Annotated in this window: 24 protein-coding genes; 6 read left to right on the top strand and 18 right to left on the bottom strand. The window is 71.6% G+C overall.

Translation table 11 applies throughout. The features are described from left to right. Positions 1-159: 159 nt before the first annotated feature. Complete coding sequence (locus tag AC4IJH_RS31210; protein WP_490855281.1) at positions 160-2631, bottom strand: MFS transporter; 2472 nt, start codon at positions 2629-2631, stop codon at positions 160-162. Between the two features lie 89 nt (positions 2632-2720). Beyond that, a complete protein-coding gene (locus AC4IJH_RS31215; RefSeq protein WP_490855282.1) occupies positions 2721-3194 on the bottom strand; it encodes a MarR family winged helix-turn-helix transcriptional regulator in 474 nt (157 codons plus the stop codon). 227 nt (positions 3195-3421) lie between these two features. On the opposite strand from AC4IJH_RS31215, the gene AC4IJH_RS31220 reads away from it, so the two are divergent. Beyond that, the gene (locus AC4IJH_RS31220; RefSeq protein WP_490855283.1) at positions 3422-3748 is read left to right on the top strand and encodes a hypothetical protein; all 327 of its coding nucleotides are present in this window, start codon (positions 3422-3424) and stop codon (positions 3746-3748) included. Positions 3749-3876: 128 nt separating this feature from the next. Continuing rightward, on the top strand, positions 3877-4083 hold the full coding sequence (locus AC4IJH_RS31225) for a hypothetical protein (protein ID WP_490855284.1): 207 nt from the start codon (positions 3877-3879) through the stop codon (positions 4081-4083). Positions 4084-4126: 43 nt separating this feature from the next. On the opposite strand, the gene AC4IJH_RS31230 is transcribed toward AC4IJH_RS31225, so the two are convergent. After that, the gene (locus AC4IJH_RS31230; protein ID WP_490855285.1) at positions 4127-4444 is read right to left on the bottom strand and encodes a hypothetical protein; all 318 of its coding nucleotides are present in this window, start codon (positions 4442-4444) and stop codon (positions 4127-4129) included. A gap of 142 nt (positions 4445-4586) precedes the next feature. Between AC4IJH_RS31230 and AC4IJH_RS31235 the strand changes: the two genes are divergently transcribed. After that, a complete protein-coding gene (locus AC4IJH_RS31235) occupies positions 4587-4817 on the top strand; it encodes a hypothetical protein (protein ID WP_490855286.1) in 231 nt (76 codons plus the stop codon). Positions 4818-4914: 97 nt separating this feature from the next. Here AC4IJH_RS31235 and AC4IJH_RS31240 read toward each other — a convergent pair whose 3' ends face one another. Genes AC4IJH_RS31240 through AC4IJH_RS31250 form a run of 3 tightly spaced genes read right to left on the bottom strand, consistent with a single transcriptional unit; the run spans position 4915 to position 5671 of the window. Further along, entirely contained in the window at positions 4915-5139 is a 225-nt protein-coding gene (locus AC4IJH_RS31240) for a DUF7848 domain-containing protein (protein WP_490855287.1), read from the bottom strand. Next, a complete protein-coding gene (locus AC4IJH_RS31245; RefSeq protein ID WP_490855288.1) occupies positions 5139-5483 on the bottom strand; it encodes a hypothetical protein in 345 nt (114 codons plus the stop codon). The genes AC4IJH_RS31240 and AC4IJH_RS31245 overlap by 1 nt, the downstream gene beginning before the upstream one ends. Further along, on the bottom strand, positions 5480-5671 hold the full coding sequence (locus AC4IJH_RS31250; RefSeq protein WP_490855289.1) for a hypothetical protein: 192 nt from the start codon (positions 5669-5671) through the stop codon (positions 5480-5482). Before AC4IJH_RS31250 ends, AC4IJH_RS31245 begins: the two co-directional genes overlap by 4 nt. A gap of 154 nt (positions 5672-5825) precedes the next feature. On the opposite strand from AC4IJH_RS31250, the gene AC4IJH_RS31255 reads away from it, so the two are divergent. Further along, positions 5826-6326: a GntR family transcriptional regulator gene (locus tag AC4IJH_RS31255; protein ID WP_490855290.1), complete on the top strand. Its 501-nt coding sequence runs from the start codon at positions 5826-5828 to the stop codon at positions 6324-6326. Between the two features lie 141 nt (positions 6327-6467). On the opposite strand, the gene AC4IJH_RS31260 is transcribed toward AC4IJH_RS31255, so the two are convergent. The 11 genes from AC4IJH_RS31260 to AC4IJH_RS31310 form a co-directional block, all read right to left on the bottom strand. After that, the gene (locus AC4IJH_RS31260) at positions 6468-6815 is read right to left on the bottom strand and encodes a VOC family protein (protein ID WP_490855291.1); all 348 of its coding nucleotides are present in this window, start codon (positions 6813-6815) and stop codon (positions 6468-6470) included. A gap of 136 nt (positions 6816-6951) precedes the next feature. Further along, a complete protein-coding gene (locus tag AC4IJH_RS31265; protein WP_490855292.1) occupies positions 6952-7431 on the bottom strand; it encodes a hypothetical protein in 480 nt (159 codons plus the stop codon). A 9-nt stretch (positions 7432-7440) separates the two neighbouring features. Continuing rightward, entirely contained in the window at positions 7441-7851 is a 411-nt protein-coding gene (locus tag AC4IJH_RS31270) for a VOC family protein (protein ID WP_490855293.1), read from the bottom strand. Between the two features lie 48 nt (positions 7852-7899). Further along, complete coding sequence (locus AC4IJH_RS31275; RefSeq protein ID WP_490855294.1) at positions 7900-8292, bottom strand: helix-turn-helix domain-containing protein; 393 nt, start codon at positions 8290-8292, stop codon at positions 7900-7902. Positions 8293-8433: 141 nt separating this feature from the next. Further along, positions 8434-8940: a carboxymuconolactone decarboxylase family protein gene (locus tag AC4IJH_RS31280; RefSeq protein WP_490855295.1), complete on the bottom strand. Its 507-nt coding sequence runs from the start codon at positions 8938-8940 to the stop codon at positions 8434-8436. Between the two features lie 116 nt (positions 8941-9056). Beyond that, entirely contained in the window at positions 9057-9545 is a 489-nt protein-coding gene (locus AC4IJH_RS31285; protein WP_490855296.1) for a hypothetical protein, read from the bottom strand. A 63-nt stretch (positions 9546-9608) separates the two neighbouring features. Beyond that, positions 9609-10427 (bottom strand): hypothetical protein, encoded by an 819-nt coding sequence (locus AC4IJH_RS31290; protein ID WP_490855297.1) that lies wholly within the window; start codon positions 10425-10427, stop codon positions 9609-9611. A gap of 101 nt (positions 10428-10528) precedes the next feature. Next, a complete protein-coding gene (locus AC4IJH_RS31295; protein WP_490855298.1) occupies positions 10529-11386 on the bottom strand; it encodes an RNA polymerase sigma factor SigF in 858 nt (285 codons plus the stop codon). 187 nt (positions 11387-11573) lie between these two features. After that, positions 11574-12383, bottom strand: coding sequence for an RNA polymerase sigma factor SigF (locus tag AC4IJH_RS31300; RefSeq protein WP_490855299.1), 810 nt, complete (start codon positions 12381-12383; stop codon positions 11574-11576). A 209-nt stretch (positions 12384-12592) separates the two neighbouring features. Then, positions 12593-12886, bottom strand: a complete 294-nt coding sequence (locus AC4IJH_RS31305; RefSeq protein ID WP_490855300.1) for a Dabb family protein — start codon at positions 12884-12886, stop codon at positions 12593-12595. Positions 12887-12935: 49 nt separating this feature from the next. Next, a complete protein-coding gene (locus AC4IJH_RS31310) occupies positions 12936-13100 on the bottom strand; it encodes a hypothetical protein (protein ID WP_490855301.1) in 165 nt (54 codons plus the stop codon). Between the two features lie 681 nt (positions 13101-13781). On the opposite strand from AC4IJH_RS31310, the gene AC4IJH_RS31315 reads away from it, so the two are divergent. Beyond that, on the top strand, positions 13782-14156 hold the full coding sequence (locus AC4IJH_RS31315) for an ArsR/SmtB family transcription factor (protein ID WP_490855320.1): 375 nt from the start codon (positions 13782-13784) through the stop codon (positions 14154-14156). Continuing rightward, complete coding sequence (gene mgtA, locus AC4IJH_RS31320) at positions 14104-16869, top strand: magnesium-translocating P-type ATPase (protein ID WP_490855302.1); 2766 nt, start codon at positions 14104-14106, stop codon at positions 16867-16869. The genes AC4IJH_RS31315 and mgtA overlap by 53 nt, the downstream gene beginning before the upstream one ends. 59 nt (positions 16870-16928) lie before the next feature. Here the strand turns inward: mgtA and AC4IJH_RS31325 are convergent, their stop codons facing one another. Further along, complete coding sequence (locus AC4IJH_RS31325; RefSeq protein ID WP_490855303.1) at positions 16929-18401, bottom strand: LCP family protein; 1473 nt, start codon at positions 18399-18401, stop codon at positions 16929-16931. Between the last annotated feature and the right edge of the window lie 92 nt (positions 18402-18493).

The raw sequence follows: 18493 nt of genomic DNA on the forward strand, positions 1-18493 counted from the left end.
GGGCGTGTCCGCGAGATCCCGCCTGCCCGACGGGCGAACGACGGGGCCTCGCGGACACGCCCTGATGACCGGACCGGGGAGCGTCTCCGCTCAAAAGCGCGCCCCGGTCCGGGGTCTTGAGGCCGGGGCCGCCCACGGCGGACGGCCCCGGCTCCCGGGTCAGTCCCCGGGGTGCGCCAGCTCGACGTCGTAGCCGTCCACGCCACGGGCGTCCAGCGTCAGCCCGTTGGCCACCGGCGGGTAGCCGCTGGCGATGACCGTGTAGTCCCCCGCGTCCAGGTCGGTGAAGGCGTACGCGCCGTCCTCACCGGTGGTGGCGGTGGCCACGACGTTGCCCGCCGCGTCCACGAGCGTGACCCGCGCGTCGGCCAGCGGCCGCCGCGTACCGTCCTGCCCGCCTGCCCGCACGATGCCCTGCACACGGGCGCCGGACAGCAGCTCGATCTCCAGGCGGGTGGTGCCCTGGCCGCCGACCTCGACCGGCAGCGCGGTCGGCCGGAAGTCGAGGGCGTTGACGGCGACCGTGTACGAGCCGACCGCCAGCTCCTCGAAGCCGAACTGGCCCTCCTCACCGGTCTTCCCGGTGGCCAGCACCTCGCCGCGGACATCGGTGACCACGACCATCGCGCCCTGGACCGGCTGCCCGGTGACCGCGCTGCGCACCTGGCCGGTCAGTCCGCTGGTGCCCGAGAGCAGGATGTCGTAGCCCAGCGGCTGGTCGCCGACGACGACCGTGGAGGCCTGCGGCTGGTGGCCGTCGGCCGCCGCGATCAGTACGTAGCTGCCGGCGCCGGGGGCGCTGAGCGCGTACGAGCCGTCGCCCTGGGCCACCGAGCGGCCCAGCTGGCTGCCGCCCAGCGAGATCAGGGTCACCGCGGAGCGCGGGACGGGGCTGCCCTCGGCGTTGCGTACGAACCCGTGGATCGCGGGACCCCGCGGTGCCTGCTCGCCGCCCGTGGACGCGAAGCTTGCCAGCGGCTGGGTCGCGGCCGTCTTCTGCTGCGCCCAGGCCGGAGTGTGCTCGTCCTGCGGAGCCGGCGCGCCCACCAGCGCGGGCACCGGCTCCTGTGCCGCGGCGGCGGCCGGAGCGGCCGCGGACGGCGCGGGAGCCTCGGACTGCGCCAGCGCCCCCTGGGTCCGCAGCGGAACCTCCTTGATGAACAGGGTGAACAGGAAGGCCAGCAGCGCGCAGGGCGCCGCGTATAGGAACACATCGCCCACGCCGTGGCCGAACGCGGCCTCGGTGATGGTGCGCAGCGGAGCGGGCATGGCGGACAGGTCCGGGATGCCGTCCCCGCCCCCGGCCTTCTTGGCCAGCTCGGCGCCCTGCGGGCCGAGCTCCATCAGCCCGTCCTTGACGTAGTGCGCCACGCGGTTGGAGAGCACCGCGCCCAGCGCCGAGACGCCCACCGCACCGCCCAGCGAGCGGAAGAAGGTGACCACCGCGCTCGCCGAGCCGAGGTCCTTGGGGGCGACCTGGTTCTGGGTGGCCAGCACCAGGTTCTGCATCATCATGCCGATGCCCAGGCCCATCAGCGCCATGAAGATCGCGATGCGCCAGTACGGGGTGTCGTAGCGGATGGTGCCCAGCAGACCCAGCCCCGCCGTCACCAGCACACCGCCGGTGACCAGCCAGGCCTTCCACTTGCCGGTCTTGGTGATGATCTGGCCCGAGACGGTCGAGGAGACGAACAGGCCGCCGATCATGGGGATCGTCATGACGCCGGACATCGTCGGCGACTTGTCGCGCGCCAGCTGGAAGTACTGGCTGAAGAAGACGGTGCCCGCGAACATCGCGATACCGACGAACAGCGAGGCCGCGGAGGCCAGAGTGATCGTCTTGTTGCGGAACAGCCGCAGCGGGATGATCGGCTCGCTGGCCCTGGACTCGGTCAGCAGGAACAGCGCGCCCAGCACGATCGCGCCCGCGATCATGGTGTAGGTCTGCCAGGACAGCCAGTCGTAGTTCTTGCCCGCGAAGGTGACCCAGATCAGCAGCAGGGACACGGCCGCGGAGATGAACAGCGCGCCGGCCCAGTCGACCTTGACGCCCTCGCGCTTGACCACCGGCAGCTTCAGCGTCTTCTGCAGCACGATCAGCGCGATGATCGCGAAGGGTACGCCGACGTAGAAGCACCAGCGCCAGCCGAGCCAGTCGGTGTCGGTGATCACGCCGCCGAGCAGCGGGCCGCCGACGGTGGCGACGGCGAAGACCGCGCCCAGGTAGCCGCTGTAACGCCCGCGCTCACGCGGGGAGATCATCGCGGCCATCACGATCTGTGCCAGCGCGGACAGACCGCCCACGCCGATGCCCTGCACCACACGGCAGGCGATCAGCATCCCGGCGTTCTGCGACAGACCGGCGACCACCGACCCCAGCACGTAGATGACCAGTGCCAGTTGGACCAGCAGCTTTTTGCTGAACAGGTCCGAGAGCTTGCCCCACAGCGGCGTCGTCGCGGTCATCGACAGCAGCGCCGCCGTGACGACCCAGGTGTACGCGCTCTGTCCGCCGTCCAGATCATGAATGATCTCGGGCAGCGCGTTGGAGACGATCGTCGAGGACAGAATGGCGACGAACATGCCGAGCAGCAGCCCGGACAGCGCCTCCATGATCTGACGGTGCGTCATCGGGGCCCCGTCGGGGGCCGGGTGGCCCCCTCGTTTGGCGTGGCCGCCCCGCACACCGGCTGGTGTGGTCGTAGCCATGTGGTTCCTTTTCATCCTGCGGGTGTACGGGTGGTGGAGTCGTAGTGCGCCCGGCTGCGGCAGTCGCCGAAGCTCGTACGGAGCCTGGCCAGCAGCTCGTTGAGGTGGCCGACGTCGGCGTCGGACCAGTCCTGCAGGTAGTGGGCGAGCGATTCGGTGTAGCGCTCGGCGAGCCTGGCCAGCAGCTCCCTGCCGCTCGGCGTCAGGCTCAGCAGCCGCGAGCGCTTGTCCTGCGGGTCGGGCCGGCGCTCGATCCAGCCGCGCTCGGCGACGTGCGCGACATGGCGGCTGGTCACCGACATGTCGATGGCGAGCAACTCGGCGAGCCGGCTCATCCGCATCTGCCCGTACCGGTCGAGCAGACTGAGCACCCCGGCCGAGGCGGGCGGGCAGTCGGGCGGCAGCAGCCGCCCCACCTCTCGCTTGACCGCGCCGATGGCACTGAGCTGCCGGGCCAGCTCCTCGTACTGACTCTGAGCGGCCACGGGCACCTCCACGCATTCATTTGTTGCTTTAGGCAACCGTAGGTCTATTTGGTTGTTGCAGGCAAACGAATCTGGGGCCGGTGGGGTAAAGGAACCGGAAAGCCTGATCCGCCCCGCGGTCAAAGGCTCCGATGGGTGATGTAAAGGCGCTGGTCAGGGTGGGTAGGTCTGGGCGTGCTGGGATGCGGTGGCCGCGGATACGGACAAGACGGACGCGAGGGGGCGCCATGGCACTGCCCAGGAAGAAGGCGCGGCGCATCACCGTCGACGGTGTCGCCTATTGCTGGCAGCTCCGCCGCCGCCCCACCTACTGCCAGGGGATGGGCTGGTCCCCTCTGACCTACGCGGTCGAGTCCGCCGAGGCTCCGGGCGCCGCCCTGGTCGTCACGACCGGCCGCGCCCACCCCACCAACTGGCTCGATATCCCCGCGGCGCCGCTCCTGCCCGCCGAAGTCGCCGCGGCCATCCGCGCTGCCCGCGCCGACGGCTGGACCCCTGACCGCCCCGGCCGCCCCTTCCTCCTGGACCGCTCGGCGGGCTTCGTCCCCTTCTGAGTCGCGCGGCCCCGTATGCCGTACGGAACTTCGGCGGCGCGGGGCCCGCACCCGTGACTGTGACTGTGCCGCGTCACACGCAGCCCAGAGGTGTGCCGGAACGCGGGCGTTCGCTAGGGTCCTTCCCTATGGCGAACAACCCCCAGAACCCCGCCGACGGCAACTACGACCCGGCCGGCAGCACCCAGATGTTCCGGGCTTTCGTGGACGAGGGCGCGCCGCAGGGCCGCCGCGCCGCCGCCCCGGCCTCCTCCGGCCCGCGCGTGGGCGTGATCGTCGGTGTCATCGTCGCGATCGTGGTCGTCGCCGCGGCGGCCTGGCTGGCCTTCTCCTAGCCGCCAACTCGCTGATGCGGTCCGCCTGTTCGGCCACCGTCTGTCACCCGATGGGCGGCGGTACGAGCACCCGGGCGGGCCTGCCCGCCGTCGCCGGGTCCAGGGCGTTGCGCACCGGCCGCAGCGCGATGGGGGCGTACGGCAGCCCGAAGTGCGAGCCGAAGTCCCGCGGGCACAGCTGCTGGACGGTGCAGCGGTGCACCGCGGCGCCGGGCCCCGCCGTCAGGTACGGGTGCCGGGGCGGGGCCAGCACCCCGTCCTGTCCGGTGGCGATGACGGCGTAGTCGACGCCCGGCACCGTGTCACCGCCCGCGTCCGGCCGGCGGGCGGCCCGCCACGGGAAACCGATGCGAGGGTGCACCTCCGCACGCTCCCCCTCATGCCACGCTCCCCCTTGGGCCGAACGGGCGAAGTAGCGTGCTCGGCACAAGGACCGGCCGGAAATGTGCGCTCGCTCCGGGGCCGCGTTGGATCTTCGGCCCCGTCCGCATACCGTCGGCCCGGTGAGCGAGTGCAACGACGTCGAACCGAACGGCCGTGCCGTCCGCATCGCCGTGTCGGTGAGTGCCGCCCTCCTGGTCGGCGGGCTGCTGTGCTGCGTGTGCTGGTGGACGGGCTGGTGGACCTTGGGGTTCGGCTGGCTGTCGGCGAAGCTGACGGCGAAGGCCGCCGTCGCGGCGCCGCTGGTGCTTTTCGCCCTGATCGCCTGGCGCGGGCGCCGCCGCCGCCGCTGAGGCAACGCGCCCTGCCCGGGCGGCCGTTGGCCCGCCCGCCCGCACGCCGCGCTGCGGCCCATCCGTACGCCGCGCTACGGCTCGCCCGTACGCCGCGCTACGGCCCGTCCTTCGGCGCCGCGACGAACCGCTGCGACACCTGCATCTCGAAGCGCGTATCGCCCGTGCGGCCCGCGTGCTTGAGGCACCAGACCTGGGCCTCGTCCGCCGTCCCTATATCGCCGGACCGCTCCCCGCACACCACACACCGGCCGACGTAGCGGGCCCGGTCACCGGGGTCCGCCGCCAGCGTCCAATCGGCGAACCGATACCGCTTCGTCATCACGCCTCCCCCGGACATCTTGCCGCCTCCCCGCCGCTCCCGCCTGTCCCGGCCTCCGCGGCGGCGGCCAGCCGTCCGCCCCGGCTGTCCGCCACCCGCATCACATCCCACAGCGCCTCGACCAGCCGATGCACCATCCCCCGCAGCTCGACGGTTGACACCTCGGGTTCCCCCAACAACTCCCCGGCCCGCTCCAGCGCCTCGACCCCCGCGTCCAGCTGCACCGCCTCCATCCGGTCGGCCAGTCGCGACACGTACCCGTCCCCGTCCGACGCGACGTAACACTGCTGCCCTTCGGGCCCGCTCCAGGGCAGCAGCCGCAGCCCCGCGGCCTCTCCGCTCATGCCCCGCCCCCCACCCCGTACGCGAGCAGGTAGGGCCGCACCATGGCGGTCGCGTCCCCGTCGATCGGCTCGTCGAGGGGGTGCCGCCGCGGCGGCCGGGGGTGGTCGTGCAGCGGCGTGGTGTTGACGACCCGGGCGGTGAGCAATTCCCGCAACCATCCGGTGGCGCGGGCGATACGGTGACTCATGTCGGCGCTCCTCATGCGGCGTTGGCCACGCCCCGGGGCCGGTTGCAGCGGCCGCCGGGGCCTTTAGCTGGAGGGCAGCCTATCTAGGGTTGATATATCTGTCTACGGCTAAAGTATCTCGCTTGCAATGGCACACTTTGCCTAGCGTGGTCATGTGATCGAATTTGCCCCTGACCGGCCTCGCTGGCGCCAAGTCGCCGACGTGATCCGTGATCGGATCACCGATGGCACGTATCCGCCCGGGGCGCGAGTTCCTTCGGTTCTCCAGATCGAGGAGGAGTTCGGGATCGCCGGGGTGACGGCCCAGAAGGTGCACCGTGGATTGCGCGCGGAGGGCCTGATCTACACCGAACCGGGCCTGGGGTCATTCGTCTCGCAGCACCTGTCGGAAGGCCAGCTGCGCCCCAAGTGGGTCCAGATCGCCGACGTGATCCGGGGGCGGATCGCCAGTGGTGAGTACCCGCCGCGCCACCTCATCTCCGAGGTGCGGCTGGAGCAGGAATTCGGTACGGCGCGGGCGACCGTACGCAAGGTCACGGCCGCTCTCCGGGAGGAGGAACTCATCATCACCACCCGCGGGATGGGTTCTTTCGTCGCGGAGGGCGCCGCGGAGAAGCTGAAGGCGTCCGGCAAGGACTCGGCGGCCGACGCCTGAGCGGGCTCGTTGGCGTCCGGTGCACTTCCGTGCCCCGTGAGGGGCGCGGGGCAGTGTCGCTATGCGGCTCCGCTGCGTGGGCGCGACCAGCCCCCACCGGCCCGCAGGTTCATGACCGGGCCTCCAGCGGAGCTCAAGGCGTCAGCGGTGGCCCAGCACGTTGACCACCCGGCCGTTGGGGTCGCGTACGAAGAAGCGGCGGACGCCCCACTCCTCGTCCTGCAACGGGTGCACGATCTCCGCGCCGCTCGCCTTCACCGCCGCGTAGGCCGCGTCCACGTCGTCCACCTCGACGCTCAGGTCGGGCGGGACCGGCGCCGTTTTGTCCTCGGCCATGACGCTGATCTGTGCCGCCGGGACGGCCGGCGAGGCGAGCGTCATGATCCAGCCGTGGTTCATGACCTCCTCGAAACCCAGCAGGCCGTAGAACTCCCGGCTCTCCTCCACGGCCGTTGACTGGACATGGGGTACGACACGGCGGACGGTCATCGGCAACTCCCCGAGCAGACGGACGTGTTGGTGCGGCTCCTCGGGTTCCAGGGCCGGTCCGAGGCCGCGATACGCATCCTCCATCGAACCGGTGTCCATGGCGAGGCCCCGCACACGCGCCGCAGCCGAGCGCGGGTCACGGCGTGGTGGCCCGCGCGCGTACCAGGAGGTTCTGCGCCGCCAGGCCGATCGCCAGGTACGCGTACAGGGACACCGTCCCCAGCACCCCGGTCCCGGCCGCGTGGTCGATCCACAGGCCCAGCCCCAGGTGCACGGCCACCGAGGCCACCCACAGCCCGGTCGTGGCCGCGGTCCCCTTGCGCAGCACGTCGCCCTGCGGGCCGCGCCAGACGCGTACGGTCCGCGCCCTGGCCGCGCCGAAGCCCGCCGCGGCAGCCAGGCTCACCACCAGGAGGACGACCGGAAGCGCGGTCAGCGAACGGTCCTTGACGACCGAGGCGACGCCGAAGGCGATCCCCAGGACGCCCAGGACACCGAGGACCGCCGGGGCGATCAGCGAGCCGATTCGCCGCACGGGACGGGTGCGCAGCTGCTGCCGCACCACCAGGCCGATGACCAGTACGGCGAGGACGAGGGCGCCGTTCGTGCTCTGCACGCCCGTCCCTCAGGCCTTCGGCTGAGTGAAGCGGATGCGGTTGCCGAAGGGGTCGCGCAGGCCGCAGTCGGTGCCGTACGGGCGGTCGGTGGGCTCCTCGGTGAACTCGACGCCCCGGGCGAGGAGCGTTTCGTAGGTCGTGCGGCAGTCGTCCGTGGTGAAGATGAGCCAGCCGCCCATCGCCCCCTTGGTCACCAACTCCCGGACCTGCTGGGCCGTTTCCTCGGACATCGCCGGAGCGCCCGGCTTCTCCAGCAGGATCTGGCGCTCCGGGTGGCCGGGAACGCTGACGGTCAGCCAGCGCATGAAGCCCATGTCGATGTCGGCGGTGACCTCCAGGCCGAGCTTGCCGACGTAGAAGTCGAGGGCCTCGTCCTGGTCGAGGACGTATATCTGCGATTGCGTGATGGCGTTGAACATGTCGATCACGCTACCGGGCGGGCCGGCGGGAAACTTATCCGGAACTGCTCAGCCTGCGGGCCGCGTCCACGCCATCGTGAAGCACGTCGGCACGCCCGCGGCCAGTGCCTCCTTGCGGTACGTCCTCGGCGGCCGGCCGACGATGTCGCGGAAGGTGCGGCTGAAGGTCCCCGGGCTGGAGAAGCCGACGTCGAAGCTGATGTCCGTCACGCTGCGCTCGGTCTCCCGCAGCAGGAACATCGCGCGCTCGATACGGCGGCGCTGCAGATAGCGGTGCGGCGTCTCGCCGAACGTGGCCCGGAAGGTGCGCGCGAAGTGCGCGGGGGACACATGGGCGATCCGGGCCAGCGCCGGGACGTCCAGCGGCTGCGCGTAGGCGCGGTCCATCGCATCCCGTGCCCGCAGCATGCGGCGATTGGTCTCTTCTACGGCGCGGCTCACGCCGCCATCCCACCACGGACCTCCCCACGGGCCCGCAACAGCCCTGCCGCCCGTACCGGGGCCCGCCTTCTGTACGCGGGGTGGTCCGGGCCCGGGACCGGCACTCCGGGACCCGGACACCGCGCGTTCTTCCGGTCGTTCTCACTTCCAGGGGTCGGAGAAGGACCGGCCCGGCACCGGCTTGGCGATGAGCGCCACGGGGATGAAGAAGCTGACCTGGCCGATCGCGAACATCAGGGTGGCCAGCGCCTTCTCCTCGTAGTGCTCGGCCGCCAGGGCGTACAGCTCGTCGCTGACCCTCTCGCCGTGTGCGGAGGGCTGGAGCACGGCCTCCACCAGGGCCAGCGCGGCACGCTCGGCGCCGGTGAAGTACGGCGAGTCCTGCCAGGACGCCACCGAGGTGATCCGCTCCTCCGACTCCCCGGCCTTGCGCAGGAAGCCCGTGTGCAGAACAGTCAGGTAGGTGCTGCCGACGATCTGGCCGGCCCGCAGCTGGACCAGGCTGATCGTGGCGCGCGGCACCGACCCGTTGCCGACGGCCTTGAACAGCGCCGCCGACACCTGAGCCACCTCCGGCACGAGCTGCGCGGGGTCCTCGGACATCCGCGGAACCATCGGGACCTCTGCCGTGATCGCACGCGTTCCCATATCCGTCTCTCCTTCGGTCTCTCACTGTCGCTGTCACTGCCCTGACGCCGCGCGGCAGCCAGATGTGACCGATGGAGGAAAGAAAGTTTCTCCCGCGGAGATCCGTCGGCAGCGCCCTACGGGAGTACGGCGGAGCAGGGGAGCCGGGGGTCGGGTGCCGCGGCGGCGAGCAGGGTGGCCGCTGTGGTGGCGACGCGGACCCAGTAGATCGTGGTGGTGGCCGGCCCCGACCACCTGCGCCCGTGGCTGTGGAGCAGGAGCTTGAGTGCGAGGATGTGGCCGTCCTCGGCGGCCGGGGCGGGGAGCGCGGCGAAGAGTTCGTGGGCGGGGCGGTCGAAGAGGGCCTGTTCCAGGGTGCAGAGCCGCACTCGCCCCGCGATGGCGGCTGTCGGTGCGCCGCCCGCGACCAGGTCGAGGGCGCAGGAGTGCAGCGCGAGAGCGATCAGGGCGCAGGCCTTGGCCTCGGTGCCGGACGCGTCAACTCCCCAGGTGCGGTAGGAGTCCCGCAGCCGCAAGCGGAGTGCCGGGTCCCCTCGGGCGTGGGCGAGTACACGGTCCGCGAAGGCCGTGCAGTAGCTCCAGGCGGTCGGCCGGCCGGTGTCCATCGCGCCTCCCTCGGGGCGTACGCGATTCAACTCCGCATCCGGCGGGTCCGCCAGATGCTCCGGTCAGCGCCAGGACACCTTCACGTCCCGGGTGTCGATGTGCATGCCCCAGGGGACGCGCCAGGCATCCACGCACACGCGCCAGGTGGCGGTCTTCTCCGTGCCGCCGGGGAGGGGCGCCGGCAGGGGGCGGGCCGATGTGATGGTGGCCCAGTCGACGCCGAGGGCGCCGATGATGTGGGTGCCCAGGGTGACGGTGCCCGAAGTGACGGCGCTGCCGCCGGTGTTGCGGAAGGTGACGCTGACCTTCTCGCACCAGCGGACGTCGGTGTCGGCGAGGCGGGGCCGCTCCGTGGTGAGGGACGCGGGGGCCGGGGGCCGGCTGGGGGGTGCGGGCGTCGACGGCGCGGACGGCCGGTGGGGGACCGAAGGGGAGGGGGAATCACTCCCCGGTCCGCCGGGGGTTCCGGGGGTGCCGGAGGTGCCCGGGTGGGGCGAGGTGCCCGTACGGCCGGAAGGTGCGGTGCCGGAAGAGGAGGCGCCGGAAGGGGAGTTGGCGCTTCCGCCCGCCGGGGGTGCACCGTCGCCGGAGGTGCCCGGCGTGCGGGGTGCGGCAAGGTCGCCGGGGCCGGTGCCGTCCCCGTTCTTGCCCCCGTTGTCGCGCCTGTCCTTGCCCCCGTTGGTGTGCGAGGAGCCGTCCAGCGGCACCAGTTCGATGCCGTCCTGGGGTGGTACGGGCCGGGTCGGTGCGCGGTGGTCGGACGGGCCGGCCGCGCCCACCGCCACATAGCCCTTGTCGCCGCCTCCACCCCCGCATCCGCAGAGCAGGGTGCCGAGGCACAGCAGGGCCGCCGATGAGGAGACGAGCGCCGTCCGTCGCATGGGGCCAGTGTTACTGACGGTCAGTCAGGTGTATAGCCCCGTGGAGCGGGCGACCGGTGCCGGTCGCGCATCGGGCAGGGATCGGGCTGCGTCAGGCTGTGTCAGTCGGAGATCAGGCCCTCGCGGAGCTGGGAGAGGGTGCGGGTCAGCAGTCGGGAGACGTGCATCTGGGAGATGCCGACCTCTTCACCGATTTGCGACTGCGTCATGTTCGCGAAGAACCGCAGCATGATGATCTGGCGCTCCCGGGGCGGGAGTTTGGCCAGGAGTGGCTTGAGGGACTCGCGGTACTCCACGCCCTCCAGCGCGCTGTCCTCGTACCCGAGACGGTCCGCGAGGGAGCCCTCGCCGCCGTCGTCCTCGGGGGAGGGGGAGTCCAGGGAGGAGGCGGTGTACGCGTTGCCGACCGCGAGGCCGTCGACGACGTCCTCCTCCGACACGCCCAGGCACAGGGCGAGTTCGGGCACGGTGGGCGAGCGGTCCAGCTTCTGCGCGAGCTCGTCGCTGGCCTTGGTCAGGGCCAGGCGCAGCTCCTGAAGGCGGCGCGGGACCCGTACGGACCAGGACGTGTCGCGGAAGAAGCGCTTGATCTCACCGACGACGGTCGGCATCGCGAACGTGGGGAATTCCACGCCGCGTTCGCAGTCGAAACGATCGATGGCCTTGATCAGACCGATCGTGCCGACCTGGACGATGTCCTCCATCGGCTCGTTCCTGCTGCGGAATCGGGCCGCCGCGTAACGCACGAGCGGGAGGTTCAGCTCGATGAGCGTGTCACGGACGTACGTACGCTCCGCGCTGTCCTTGTCGAGCGTGGCCAGCCGCAGGAACAGGGAGCGGGAGAGCGTGCGGGTGTTGATGGCGTCGTCGTCATGCGTGTGCGGTGCCGGCGTCTCGGCCGGCGCTGCTTGCGCGGGAATCGCGGGAAGCACCTTCGAGCTGCCCAGTTCTACGGACATGCCACCCCCTTGAGGTCGCGGTTGGTCGCTACGGCGCCCCGGCCCAGTCGGACCGAGGAGTTATGCCTCCACCTGAATACCGGAGGCGGCGCCATGGCAAACGCTCTTCCTGCAGAATGTCACATGTCGGCAACACGCTGTAGCGCCAAGTCGACATATCTGTGCAGGAACGGGTCGCTCGTCCCGGTTAGGCCTCGATCCTGTTTGCGGATCGGAGCCTGGCGAAGGATCGTGACAGTAGCCGCGATACATGCATCTGCGACACCCCGAGCTCCGCACTGATCTGTGATTGCGTCAAGTTGCTGTAGTAGCGGAGCAAAAGGATCCGCTGCTCGCGCTCGGGCAGCTGTACGAGAAGGTGTCGTACCAGGTCACGGTGTTCCACACCGGCCAGCTCGGGATCCTCGTACCCCAGCCGGTCCAGCAGGCCGGGAAGTCCGTCGCCCTCCTGGGCCGCTTCCAACGACGTTGCGTGGTAGGAGCGTCCGGCCTCCAGGCAGGCCAGCACCTCGTCCTCGCCGATCTTGAGCCGCTCGGCGATCTCGGCGGTGGTGGGGGAGCGGCCGTGCAGCACGGTCAGGTCCTCGGTCGCGCCGTTCACCTGAACCCACAGTTCGTGCAGGCGGCGCGGTACGTGGACGGTGCGCACGTTGTCCCGGAAGTAGCGCTTGATCTCGCCCACGACGGTGGGCATCGCGAACGTCGGGAACTGGACACCGCGGTCCGGGTCGAAGCGGTCGATGGCGTTGATCAGCCCGATGGTGCCGACCTGGACGACGTCCTCCATCGGCTCGTTGCGGCTGCGGAAACGTGCCGCCGCGTAGCGCACCAGCGGCAGGTTCGCCTCGATGAGCGCCGCTCGTACCCGCGAGTGCTCGGGGGTGCCGGGCTCCAGCCCGGCCAGCTCCGCGAACAGCACCTGGGTCAGCGCCCGGGTGTCCGCGCTCCTGCTCTCGCGGGATGGAGCCTTGGGCGCAGTACGGGCCGTCACGGTCACGCCACCCCTTTTCGGTTGACCAGGTCCATTCATCCGGCAAAAGCGGTCATAGCATCACAAGACATGTCCACTGTGTGCAAGCACCGCATTACACCGTGTTGGGGGCACAGTTGACCGCCCCCTCGGAGGGCGGCAGGGGCAGAGTTGGCGCAAAAGAGCCCCTCGCCCATAGGGCGAGGGGCTTTGCGGATGCGATCGGAATGCTGCGATCAGAATGCGTAGTCGGCGATGACCCAGGTGGCGAACTCCCGCCACTGGCCCGCAGCCGCCTGGTGCGCGGGGTGCTCGATGTAGCGCTTGAGGGCATCGGTGTCCGCGACGGCCGAGTTGACGGCGAAGTCGTACGCGATGGGCCGGTCGGTGATGTTCCAGGCGCACTCCCAGAACTCGAGCTCGGGGATCTGGTCCGGCAGCGCCTCGAAGGCCCGTACGGCGGCGGCCACGCGCGGCTCGTCGCGCCCCACGCCGTCATTGAGCTTGAACAGGACGAGGTGACGTATCACTGGGCTGCCCTTCGTGTGTGCGGCTCCGCGCCGCCACCGGGCGGCCGGGTCAGCTGATCAGCTGGGTCATGAACTCGCCCACGCCCTGGGCAGCGGACGAGATGCCCTCGAACCCTATCTGGACGAGATCGGCGGCCCTCGAAGGGGAGGTGATGATCGTGTAGAGCACGAAGACGATGACCAAGTACAACGCGATCTTCTTCGCCTGCGCCATGAGTCCCGTCTCCCCTACGGCCGTACCTGCGTGTCCCCAGTGCAGTCGGGCGAGTCTAACCACTCCCGCCCCATGACAGGACCCGCGAACGGAGCGCTACGGTTCCCTCTTCTGCCGCTTCCTGTGCCTTATTGATCTACCCGGGTCGCTTTGTGTTCGTCCGAGGGACCACTTTGGTGATCACCCAAGTGCCCGGCCGTCTTTTGACGCCGTCCCTACTGATCGGCTCTTTAAGGACCAAAGGCCCGCCAAGCGGGGTCCTTCGCCTGCCGGTTGGCGGCCCGGCACAGCGCAGGATGGGGGTGTGCCCAGCGGATCTGGCAGGAATCCGCAGGCGCACGGGACCGGACCTCACTGCGGGGTCCACGCCGCGAGCTTCCCCCCTGACTGCGGCGTGGACTTGGAGGTCGGTCCTCACCGGGGGAAGCGGCTTGTCCCCCCGATGCCGCTTCCCCCGACCGAACCACCGGAGCCCCGGCTCCGAGCCCGCCCCGGACCCCCCTCCGGAGCGCGACCCCAGGTCACGGCTCGGCGCCGGGGCTCTTGGCATGAGGCGCCGGGGCATTCGGCATCAGGCGCCGGGGACTGTGCGGCCGGGTGCCTAGACTGGCCCTTCCGGGGGCGAGGCGGACGGCGTACGCCATGGAAGCGGTGGACGCGGAGCGGAGAGCGGCAGTGGCGATGGGCGTCGATGGCGGCGTGGCGGATCCGCCCGCCGAGGTGCTGACCGAGGCCGCCGCGACCTTCGGGCTGCTGGCCTCGCCCGCGCGGCTGCACATCGTGTGGGTGCTGGCCCAGGGCGAGAGCGATGTCAGCGGGCTCGCCGAGCGGGTCGGCGGCGCGCTGCCCGCGGTCAGCCAGCATCTGGCGAAGCTGAAGCTGGCGGGTCTGGTGCGCTCGCGCCGCGAGGGCCGCCGGGTGGTGTATCTGGTCGACGACCCGGACGTGGTGTCCATGGTGCGCTGGATGGTGGGTCAGCTGACCGACCGCGAGGGCCGTACCGATGGCGCGGCGGGCCGGGCCCTGCCGGGGCGTGTCCGTGGTCTGGGCGCCTGAGGGCGCCGCGGACCCGGTTTCCAGCGCACCGCCCGCACCCCGTACGGCCCCTGCTTCCTTGCTCTGCCTCACCTCACTGGAAGTACTGCGGCACCTGGAGAGCGGGCCGCGCGGCCTGACCGAGGCGCAGGCCGAGGACCGGCTGCTGCGCTGCGGTGAGAACACCCTGCCCGGCGCCCGCCCGCTGCCCTGGCCCTGGCGCTTCGCCCGCAGCCTGCGCGACCCGTTCACGGCGGTGCTGCTGGTGCTCGGCCTGGTGTCGGCGGCGGTCGCCTCCTGGGGCACGGCCTGTGTGATCTCGGTGCTGGTGGTGGTCAGCTGCCTGCTGCGCAGCGCCGGTGAGCACCGCGCCGAGCGGTCCACGGCCGCGCTGCGCGAGCTGGTCGCCACCACCGCGACCGTACGGCGCCGCGCGGGTCCGGATGCCGCGCCGGTGAGCCGGGAGATTCCCGTGGACGAGCTGGTGCCGGGCGATGTGGTCCAGCTGGGCCCCGGTGATCTGGTGCCGGCCGATGTGCGGCTACTGCGCGCGAGCGGGCTGGCCGTACGGCAGGCCGCGCTCACCGGTGAGAGCGCTCCCGTGCCCAAGCACCCGGTGGACGCGCCGCCGCCGGACGAGCCGGGAGCGGCGCCGCTGTGGCGCCCCGAGCTGTGCTTCCAGGGCAGCAGCGTCACCTCCGGCAGCGGCACCGCGCTCGTCGTGGCCACGGGCGGGCAGACCCTGCTGGCGGCCGGGACGCGAGGGAAAGCGGCCGCCGCGTACGGGAAGGGCCGGGCCAAGAGGCGCGGGCGCCGTGTCAGCTCCTTCGACCGCTCCGTGAACGGCATCTCCTGGATCCTGATCCGCTTCATGCTGCTGACCCCGCCGCTGGTGCTGATGGCGAGCGCCGCGCTGCGCGGCCGGGGCCTGGAGACGCTGCCGTTCGCGGTCGCGGTGGCGGTCGGGCTGACCCCGGAGATGCTGCCGGTGGTCGTCACCGCGGCGCTGGCCCGCGGCGCCCGGCTGCTGGCCCGCACCAGTTCGGTGATCGTCAAGCGGCTGCCCGCGCTGCACGACCTCGGCGCGGTCGATGTGCTGTGTACGGACAAGACGGGCACCCTCACCCAGGACCGTCCGGTGCTGGAGCGCGCCCTGGACCCGTACGGCCGCGAGGACGCCGGCGTGGCGCACTGGGCCGCCGTCAACAGCCTGTGGACACTCCAGCTCGCCGAGCTGCCCGCGCCCGACGCGCTGGACGAGGCGATCCTGGACGCCGCCGAGGCGGACGATCCGCAGCTGGCGCAGCTGCTGGCCTACGAGGGCATCGGCGCGCTGCCCTTCGACCCGGTACGCCGTACCTCGTGTGCGGTGGTGCGCCGCCCCGGGAGCCGCGGGCGGCACACCTTCGTGGTCAAGGGCGCGGTCGAGGACGTACTGGAGCGGTGCACCCGGGTGGGGACGGCGGACACGCAGAGCACGGCGGGTACCGAGCTCGACGAGGCCGTCCGCGCCCGGCTGGCCGGGCTCGCGCACGAGCGGGCGCAGGAGGGGCTGCGGCTGCTGGCGGTCGCCGTCGCCGACCGCCCCGCCCGTCCGGGCCCGTACGCCCCCGTGCCCGCCGACGAGCGCGGGCTGACCTTCGTCGGCTTCGTCGCGCTGCGCGACGCGCTGGCGCCCACCGCCGCGCGGGCCGCCGCCGACCTCGCGCGGCGCGGCGTCACCGTCAAGATCCTCAGCGGTGACCACCCCGGTACGGTCGCCCGCGTCTGCCGAGACCTCGGCCTGGAGGGCGGGGCGGGCGCGGTGGTCGCCGCCGAGCGGATCGATGCCCTGGACGAGCGGGAGCTGGCCGAACTGGCCGCGCGGACCCCGGCGTTCGCGCGCTGCACGCCGGAGCACAAGGCGCGGATCGTCGGCGCGCTGCGCTCGGGCGGCCATACGGTGGGCCACCTCGGCGACGGCGTGAACGATCTGCCCGCGCTCCAGGCGGCCGACGTGGGCATCTGCCCGCGCGACGGGGTGGACGTGGCGCGTGAGAGCGCCGATGTGGTGCTCGCCGCAAAGGACTTGGGCGCCATCGGCGAGGCGGTCACGGCCGGGCGGCGCAGCGCGGGCAACATCGCCACCTATCTGCGCATCACCCTCTCGGCAAACCTCGGCAACGTCATCGCGATGCTCGCCGCGGGCCTGATGCTGTCCTTCCTGCCCATGCTCCCCGCCCAGGTCCTGGTGCAGAACCTGTGCTTCGACGCCGCCCAGCTCGCCTTCGCCCTGGACCGACCGGCACCCGCGGCGCTGCGCCGGCCCGCCACCCTGCGCCCGGCCGGACTGCTGCGCTTCATCACCGGTTTCGGCCTGCTGGGCGCCCTCGCCGACCTGGCGACCTTCGCGGTGCTCGCGTTCGCGGTGCACGGCGCGGGCGGCGGCCTGGACACCCCGGGCGGCCAGGCGGCCTTCCACGCCGGGTGGTTCACCGAGAACCTGCTCACCCAGGCGCTGGCGATGTACCTGCTGCGCGCGGGCGGCAGCCGCACCCCGGGCCCGGTACGGATCGCCGCCGGCGCGCTGGCGGCCGCGGGCCTGCTCCTCCCGCTGACCCCGCTCGCCGCCGCCCTGGGCATGGCCCCGCTGCCGCCGGTGTACTACCCGCTGCTCGCGGCCGTACTGCTGCTGTACGGGAGCGCACTGGCCCTGGCCAGGTCCCGCTACGACGCGCGCCGGACGGCGGGGTAGCCCCCGGCCGTACCAGCCGCGCCGCCGAACTCCCCCTCCGGAGCGCATCGTTGGCGCCCTCATCCGTAGGAGAGGCCCGAGCAGGGGTCGTCGTCGCCCGAGCGCGCCTTTTCGCCGAGGGAGGGGGCGGGCGTGGGTGCGGCGGTGGACGGTGCGGGGGCGTCCTCGTACGTACGGCCGAGGACGACGCTGATGCCGGGCGCCGGGACGGAGCGCAGCTGTGCGCCGGGTAGGTGTTCGGCGACGGTGCGTGCCTTGTCCTGTGTGCCGGGCCCGTATTCCACCAGGGTGGTGCGGTGCTGCTGGGAGGGCGCGGTGGCCGTGCCGGTGACGATGAAGCCCTCGGCGCGCAGCCGTTCGGCGGCGCGCGCGGCCAGCCCGGTCCTGGTGGTGCCGTTGTAGACGGAGAGGCTGATGCCCGTGCCGGGGGCGGCAGTTGAGGAGGAGGGGCCGGGCTCCTTGGAGGTGTCCTGGTGGCCGGGCGAGCCGGTGGCGTCCTTCCCGTCGATGGTCCGGTCGGCGCGGATGTCCGCCCACAGCGCGTCCGCCTGGGGCTGTATCACCGCCACCCGCTCGCCCTGGTAGCGCCAGGGCAGGGTGATGAACTTGGTGTTGTGCAGATCGATGTCCTTCAGCGACATCGCGAAGGACAGCAGCTTGTCGGCCGAGTCCAGGCCCGGGTCCACGGTCATGGACTTGGTGGCGGCGTCCGCCAGCGGCAGCAGGGTGGTGGGGCTCAGGCCCCGGTCCTTCACTTTCTTGATCAGCGAGGCGACGAAGGCCTGCTGGCGCTGGATGCGGCCGATGTCCGAGCCGTCGCCGAGGCCGTGCCGGATGCGTACGTAGTCCAGCGCGCGCTGTCCGGATACGGTCTGCGGGCCCTTGGGGAAGATGAGATCGCCCCGCGTGGGCAGGTGCGGATTCAGGTTCTTCGCGTAGACATTCTGGGGGACGCAGACCGGTACGCCGCCGACGGCGTCGGTCATCTTGGCGAAGCCGGCGAAGTCGACGACGACGGTGTGGTCGACGCGTACGCCCGCCATCTTCTCCACGGTGTTCTGGGTGCAGGCGGGGTTGCCGCTGGCCGTTTCGCCCACCGAGAAGGCCGAGTTGAACATCACGTTGTGCTTGGGCCGGGTCCAACTCCCGTCGGGCAGACGGCAGGGCGGGATGTCGACGAGGGTGTCGCGCGGTATCGAGACGGCCACCGCGTGCTTGCGGTCGCCGTAGACGTGCAGCAGGAATGCGGTGTCCGAGCGGCCCACATCGCCTTTCCCGCCGCCGAATTCGCTGTTGTCGCCGGAGCGCGAGTCCGAGCCGATCACCAGGACGTTCTGCCCGCCGGAGCCCGTGCCGGGGCGGTCGCGGCCGATGCCGTCGGAGCCGAACGACGTGATGTTGCCGTCGATTTTGAGGTAGAGCCAGCCGCAGCCCGCGGCCAGCAGCAGGAGAAGCGCCACGGACGTGACGCCGAGTGTGCGCAGCGGGCTGCGCTTGCGCGGTGATCCCGCCGCTTTGTGGCTGCTTGTCATGAGTGCACCTCGTTCGCGCGTCTTCCCCGGGGAAGACGGTTCACGCCGGCCGTTGGTTGTACAGTTGCGCAATGTAGCAAGTCTGATCACGT

Source organism: Streptomyces sp. UF-297, from assembly GCF_058245575.1.

What these genes read in the sequence shown, in the direction of transcription:
- AC4IJH_RS31210 (WP_490855281.1), bottom strand. Translation starts at nt 2,631, where the DNA reads ATGACGCACCGTCAGATCATGGAGGCGCTGTCCGGGCTGCTGCTCGGC.
- AC4IJH_RS31220 (WP_490855283.1), top strand. Translation starts at nt 3,422, where the DNA reads ATGGCACTGCCCAGGAAGAAGGCGCGGCGCATCACCGTCGACGGTGTC.
- AC4IJH_RS31225 (WP_490855284.1), top strand. Translation starts at nt 3,877, where the DNA reads ATGGCGAACAACCCCCAGAACCCCGCCGACGGCAACTACGACCCGGCC.
- AC4IJH_RS31240 (WP_490855287.1), bottom strand. Translation starts at nt 5,139, where the DNA reads ATGACGAAGCGGTATCGGTTCGCCGATTGGACGCTGGCGGCGGACCCC.
- AC4IJH_RS31245 (WP_490855288.1), bottom strand. Translation starts at nt 5,483, where the DNA reads ATGAGCGGAGAGGCCGCGGGGCTGCGGCTGCTGCCCTGGAGCGGGCCC.
- AC4IJH_RS31250 (WP_490855289.1), bottom strand. Translation starts at nt 5,671, where the DNA reads ATGAGTCACCGTATCGCCCGCGCCACCGGATGGTTGCGGGAATTGCTC.
- AC4IJH_RS31260 (WP_490855291.1), bottom strand. Translation starts at nt 6,815, where the DNA reads ATGACCGTCCGCCGTGTCGTACCCCATGTCCAGTCAACGGCCGTGGAG.
- AC4IJH_RS31270 (WP_490855293.1), bottom strand. Translation starts at nt 7,851, where the DNA reads ATGTTCAACGCCATCACGCAATCGCAGATATACGTCCTCGACCAGGAC.
- AC4IJH_RS31280 (WP_490855295.1), bottom strand. Translation starts at nt 8,940, where the DNA reads ATGGGAACGCGTGCGATCACGGCAGAGGTCCCGATGGTTCCGCGGATG.
- AC4IJH_RS31285 (WP_490855296.1), bottom strand. Translation starts at nt 9,545, where the DNA reads ATGGACACCGGCCGGCCGACCGCCTGGAGCTACTGCACGGCCTTCGCG.
- AC4IJH_RS31290 (WP_490855297.1), bottom strand. Translation starts at nt 10,427, where the DNA reads ATGCGACGGACGGCGCTCGTCTCCTCATCGGCGGCCCTGCTGTGCCTC.
- AC4IJH_RS31295 (WP_490855298.1), bottom strand. Translation starts at nt 11,386, where the DNA reads ATGTCCGTAGAACTGGGCAGCTCGAAGGTGCTTCCCGCGATTCCCGCG.
- AC4IJH_RS31310 (WP_490855301.1), bottom strand. Translation starts at nt 13,100, where the DNA reads ATGGCGCAGGCGAAGAAGATCGCGTTGTACTTGGTCATCGTCTTCGTG.
- AC4IJH_RS31315 (WP_490855320.1), top strand. Translation starts at nt 13,782, where the DNA reads ATGGGCGTCGATGGCGGCGTGGCGGATCCGCCCGCCGAGGTGCTGACC.
- mgtA (WP_490855302.1), top strand. Translation starts at nt 14,104, where the DNA reads ATGGCGCGGCGGGCCGGGCCCTGCCGGGGCGTGTCCGTGGTCTGGGCG.
- AC4IJH_RS31325 (WP_490855303.1), bottom strand. Translation starts at nt 18,401, where the DNA reads ATGACAAGCAGCCACAAAGCGGCGGGATCACCGCGCAAGCGCAGCCCG.